This is a genomic window from Lacticaseibacillus salsurae, assembly GCF_045862175.1.
Classification (GTDB): Bacteria; Bacillota; Bacilli; order Lactobacillales; family Lactobacillaceae; genus Lacticaseibacillus; species Lacticaseibacillus salsurae.
In genome coordinates, this window is sequence record NZ_BAAFZI010000090.1 from 1 (window position 1) to 5,058 (window position 5,058).

Consider the following 5,058-nt stretch of genomic DNA (forward strand, 5'->3'; position numbering starts at 1 on the left):
GGTCTGGTAACTTGAGGCACTGATTGGCAAGTTGCCTAAAGTTGATACGATGAAGAAACTCTTGGAACAAAACGAGCCCGGCGTCATTTGAAAGTTGACCGCCGTCGGCGGTCACAGTCACATTGGTATTGCATTGCAGGGATAAGCTGGTTAAAGTTGAGATGGTGTGAAGCCTCGCTTTCGTGATGGTTTTCGTCGACTCAACCTTAGCATATAGGCGCACCCAATGGGTGAAACACCAAAGCAGCGCAGTCCCGTGTGAATCGTGGGATTGCGCTGCTTTTTTGAAATTCTATGAATAATCCAGGTAAGTTAGTAAGTGCGTTGAATTGGCTGATACAAACAATTACTGGTCTAGGTGAAAAACTCGACATGGCGGTTGAAACATTAACTATTATTTTTGACGAATTTATAAAAGCATTACCGAGTAGCCTGGCCAGGCTACTCGGTAATGCTCAATGAAGTGGAAACTAGTAATATACCGTGCCATAACCGTTTGACATCAATGGTTACGGTCTATTTGATACTTTCAACCTTTAGTGGGTAAACTGATCACAAATTTTGCCCCAGTCGGGTGATTATCGATGACTTCCAGCTCACCATGATTCAAATCGATCAATCGCTTGGCAATGGCTAAACCCAATCCGGTGCCGCCGATTTGTTTTTCGCGCGAAGCATCCACGCGGTAAAACCGGTCGAACACTTTGGCCTTATCCACATCCGCAACCCCTGGGCCTAAATCAGACACAGACAACAACGCCCGATCATGCGTGCGCGCCACTTCAAGGGTAATGTGAGAGTCTTCCCCATATTTTTCGGCATTATTGAGTAATGCCACTACCACCTGTTCGATCGAATCCCGATGGGCATAGGCCAACACGGTTTCTGTGCCGATCACTTGCAAAGGCTTATGGTCACCGATCGGATAACTGTTGGCCACGCGCTGGGCTAGTTTGGTCAAATCAAACCAGTCACCGGCTAAATGCGCATGATCCATCCGCGACAAACTCAATAATCGCTCGATCAACTCTTGCATCGCTAAGCTTGACGATTCGATGGTCGCCAAAGACTCTTGCACAATTTCGGGATGATCTTTGGCATGGCGGCGAATTAAGCCCGCATGCCCACGTATTGCCGCTAACGGCGTGCGCAATTCATGCGACGCATCCGAAACAAATTGATGGTCGCGAATCACTTGTTGATTCAAGCTCGTCAACAAACGGTTAAATTCAATTCCCAATGCTTTGACTTCAGCCGGTCCAGCAGGCACTGGCAAGGTTTCATGATAAGTGGCATCTTTGGCTTCCACGATGGTTTCCGCCGCAGTCGTCAAATCGACCAGTGGTTGATTGAGCCTTTTGGCAAAAATATGAATCAGCCAAATGCCTAACAATAAGCCGATCATACTCATCACCACGATCACCAACAAAGTCAACTTGAATAACTCGATCATATTATTCAAACTCAGCCACAATTCATAGGTGACTTTGGTTTTGCCATAATGCTCGGTTTCAGCCAAGTGGTAATAAATCCCTTGCTTTTGTTGGTATTGGATATGTGACCATAACGCCCAAGTATCCCAATCATCTTTCAAAAAGGCTTTGGTATGTTTGGTGTAGTAATAGCGGGTCGGTTTGGTATGCGGCCGCACGATCACCCGCACAAGGCTGGTATGCATATTGACATTGGCCGTATCGCGCCAATAATCCCAGTCTGGTTTGTTGTCGGCGAAACTTTTTTGCAAGGTGGTCATCAATTGCGACGCATCATCTTTTTTATTGTGGATCAAATGCGCGCCGACCACACTGATGGTGACCAAACCCACTGCCAGCATTAATACGGTGAGTAGCCAGGCATAAGCACGCGAAATCCGACTGGCGCTAGATTCGGTATTTTTAGGCATGGCACCAGTCCGCTGATAACACATAACCGACACCGCGCACCGTGTGGATCAAAGGCGTCGTGTTTGGCAAGTCCAATTTGTTGCGCAAGTAGCGAATATACACATCGACAATATTGACTTGCCCATCAAAGTCTTGCCCCCACACGGTATCCAGTAACTCATCGCGTGTCATGGGATTATCGGCGTGTTGGATCAAGGCTAACAACAGTTCATATTCACGCGGCGTCAGCACCGCCACTTGGTCGCCTCGCCGAACGGTACGGGCTTTAGTATCCAGCGTCAAATCACCAACGGTATAGGTACTATGCGGGGTATGGTTCTGCCGGCGAACACATACGCGAACCCGCGCCAGCAATTCTTCGATATCAAAAGGCTTGGTGATGTAATCATCGGCCCCGTTATCCAATCCTGCCACTTTGTCGCCAACATAATCGCGTGCGGTCATCATGATCACTGGCAAGTCATCGTTTTTGCGAATGCGCCGTAAGACTTCTAAGCCGTCGAGTTTGGGCAACATCCAATCTAAAATCACCAAGTCGAGACTTTGGCCGTGCGCTTGATAATATTGCCACGCACTCAAGCCGTCGTGCACTACCGAAACGTCATAGCCTTCAAATTTGAGTTCTGAGGATAAAAAGGTGGTCAAACTTTCTTCATCTTCAACTAATAACAATGACTGTGCCATGTGCTCCCCCTTTTCGCAAATTGCTATTGCAAGAATAACATATTCTCCCCAGTTTACAATTCAAGTGCAACACCCTGACGACTAGACCAAAAAGGCCATGAAGACCTATTCTTGTTAGTGCTAGCTAAACAAGAAAGCAGGAATCTTCATGACCCACTCCCAGATTAGCACCCACAAGCACTACCAAAAACTTAATCTTGGCGACCGAGCTACGATTCAGGCCCTCCGGTCTGCCGGCAAGACTATGACCGATATTGCGCTGGTGCTCCATTGCAATAAGTCGACAATCTCACGAGAGATCACACGCGGAGCGGTAGCTCAGCTCGACTCAAAGCACCATTCTCACCAAGTCTATCTTGCAGAAACGGCTCAAACACTACACGCCCAGAAACGTGACAGGACGGGACACCACATCTTTCTCAAAACCAGCCGTACGTTCTTTAAGGCTCTTACTAAGGAGCTTACTCGTAAGCCCCGCGTACATAGCGTTGACAGCTTCGTACACTTCTATTGCGACCAGGGTAAGTCCTGTCCTTCAACGACAACCGTGTATCGCTACATCGATGCCGGACTGCTTAAGCTAGACAACATGGCGTTGCCTAAGAAGCTACGACGCCGGGTCAAAGCTTATAAGAACGCCCATAAGCGTAAGAACAAGAAGATATACGGCGACTCAATCGAGTTGCGTCCTGCGGCCGTGAATGACCGCACAGGCGTGGGACATTGGGAGGGTGACTTGGTCAAAGGCATTCGCTCAGCTGATGAGCCAGCATTAATGACCCTCACAGAACGGTACAGCCGGACTGAAATCATCGTCAAGATTCCTGACTATCATGCGGGCACCTGTCTTAAAGCTTTGCAGGACACGATTGACGACTACGGTGTCAAGGAGTTTGAGAGTATCACGTTTGACAACGGTTCCGAGTTTGCCAAGTTATCAGAGATTGTTGGAACCCAGATCTATTTTGCTCATCCATACTCGCCTTGGGAGCGCGGCACTAACGAGAACACCAACGGACTACTCAGGGAGTACTTCCCGAAGGGAAGGTCTCTCAGGGACGTTACGCTGGTTGAGATCCAGGCAGTCCAGTCCGCACTGAACCATCGTCCCAGACGTATTCTGAACTATCTTCGACCATGCGATTACTACCGACGCATGGCTTAACAACCTAGACCACTATCAAGGATTCGTTATCATCGTTGTACTTGACTTGAAAATTGAGGTAAATAATTTGTCTTATTCACCAGTACCCTCCAGAGGGCCCTCCTGCTTAATTGCATCGGCTTTAGTGGCTTCATTAGTTCCTTTTTGGTGCTTGACCGGTGAATAAATAGAGAAGACCTTCATGGTCTGTTTTCCAGCGTTGATCACGTTATGCCAAGTGTTATCAGGAACAACTACAGCCTCTCCCGGATGAATTTCCTGATCAACTGTTAAATGATCTTTATCTTTCCCCCATTGGATGTAAGCTGATTCCTGAGACAACTTTTAAGAGAGCGTATGGTAGATTGCAAATTTAATCCGAATTTTTGGACAAATTTGTCAGTATAACCTGATACGGTGTTTGCCAGTCGAGTATTTTAAGCGGTCGCTGGTTAATTTGGAGTAACGTCGTCGTTAAATCTTGAGCACTAATGTGCTCAAAACGAGTCCCTTTAGGATAAAAATAACGTAAATTCCGATTAAATCGTTCATTACTACCACGTTCAGCTGGCGTATAAGCATGGCAGTAATAGGTCTTAATACCGTATTGTGCTTCAAGTGATACTAGACCGCTAAACTCAGTGCCACGGTCCACAGTAAAGCTGTGCACCGGACCATTAAAAGTGGTTAGGAACTTAGTTAGTGCTTCATTAACAGTCGCTGTCGTCCGATCTTTTAACCGGTATGCCCAAAGGAACCGTGATTTGCGATCGATTAAAGTTAATAAAACTGCCTTACTATGCCCACGAGGACCAACGACTGTATCTAGTTCAAAATCGCCGATGCGATTACGTTGATTAATCATCATGGGACGCTGTTCAATTGATCGCCCCAAAGATTGATTATATTTGGATCGTTGGTCAACGTTACGCCGTTGGCGTACGCCATGTTCAGGTAGATCATTCAAGGAGAAACCAATTCTCCCCTGATTTAGCCAATTATAAATAGTGGCTGTTGAACTAGGCCACCATATTTTCGACCCTTGTAGTAAATTTATAGCGAATTTGATAGGCCTCACCGTCGAATTTAGCCAAAATTAAAATTGGTATAGCAAATACCCTTAACAGGGTCAGCACATTGCTCAAGACGATGGCCGCGTCAATCTTGACGGCCAGTGATTCAGCTGTCCGAGTGTTCACCAAGTCAAGCCCCAGCGTGCCCTTCATAAAAGCAAACCGGCGTTCAATGGTACCTCTTCGATTCTCGGCATCAGTATCCTCACGCCGTTTCGCTGCATCAACGTGTTTTGGATGCCGGCCAAGCTTC

General features: G+C 47.0%; 3 protein-coding genes and 4 pseudogenes. 2 read left to right on the top strand and 5 right to left on the bottom strand.

What is annotated here, in order from left to right; translation table 11 throughout:
* Window positions 1-309 precede the first annotated feature (309 nt).
* A pseudogene (locus ACKTSG_RS14360) lies at window positions 310-462 on the top strand (IS4 family transposase); the annotation flags it as partial.
* Between the two features lie 67 nt (window positions 463-529).
* On the opposite strand, the gene ACKTSG_RS13500 reads toward ACKTSG_RS14360, so the two are convergent.
* Together ACKTSG_RS13500 and ACKTSG_RS13505 are read right to left on the bottom strand one after the other, a co-directional pair.
* A complete protein-coding gene (locus ACKTSG_RS13500; RefSeq protein ID WP_407895511.1) occupies window positions 530-1,903 on the bottom strand; it encodes a sensor histidine kinase in 1,374 nt (457 codons plus the stop codon).
* Window positions 1,896-2,588 carry a response regulator transcription factor gene (locus ACKTSG_RS13505; RefSeq protein WP_054719591.1) on the bottom strand — a complete coding sequence of 231 codons (693 nt, stop codon included), beginning with the start codon at window positions 2,586-2,588 and terminating at the stop codon, window positions 1,896-1,898. Before ACKTSG_RS13505 ends, ACKTSG_RS13500 begins: the two co-directional genes overlap by 8 nt.
* Before the next feature lie 148 nt (window positions 2,589-2,736).
* On the opposite strand from ACKTSG_RS13505, the gene ACKTSG_RS13510 reads away from it, so the two are divergent.
* Entirely contained in the window at window positions 2,737-3,753 is a 1,017-nt protein-coding gene (locus tag ACKTSG_RS13510; protein WP_407895514.1) for an IS30 family transposase, read from the top strand.
* A gap of 72 nt (window positions 3,754-3,825) precedes the next feature.
* Here ACKTSG_RS13510 and ACKTSG_RS13515 read toward each other — a convergent pair.
* The 3 pseudogenes from ACKTSG_RS13515 to ACKTSG_RS13525 form a co-directional block, all read right to left on the bottom strand.
* A pseudogene (locus ACKTSG_RS13515) lies at window positions 3,826-4,056 on the bottom strand (cupin domain-containing protein); the annotation flags it as partial.
* 49 nt (window positions 4,057-4,105) lie between these two features.
* Window positions 4,106-4,750: pseudogene (locus ACKTSG_RS13520) on the bottom strand (IS30 family transposase); the annotation flags it as partial.
* A gap of 1 nt (window position 4,751) precedes the next feature.
* Window positions 4,752-5,058, bottom strand: a pseudogene (locus ACKTSG_RS13525) (IS5/IS1182 family transposase); the annotation flags it as partial.

Bases quoted from the DNA above. Each gene is read 5' to 3' on its own strand.
- ACKTSG_RS13510 (WP_407895514.1), top strand. From the start codon at position 2,737: ATGACCCACTCCCAGATTAGCACCCACAAGCACTACCAAAAACTTAAT.
- ACKTSG_RS13500 (WP_407895511.1), bottom strand. From the start codon at position 1,903: ATGCCTAAAAATACCGAATCTAGCGCCAGTCGGATTTCGCGTGCTTAT.
- ACKTSG_RS13505 (WP_054719591.1), bottom strand. From the start codon at position 2,588: ATGGCACAGTCATTGTTATTAGTTGAAGATGAAGAAAGTTTGACCACC.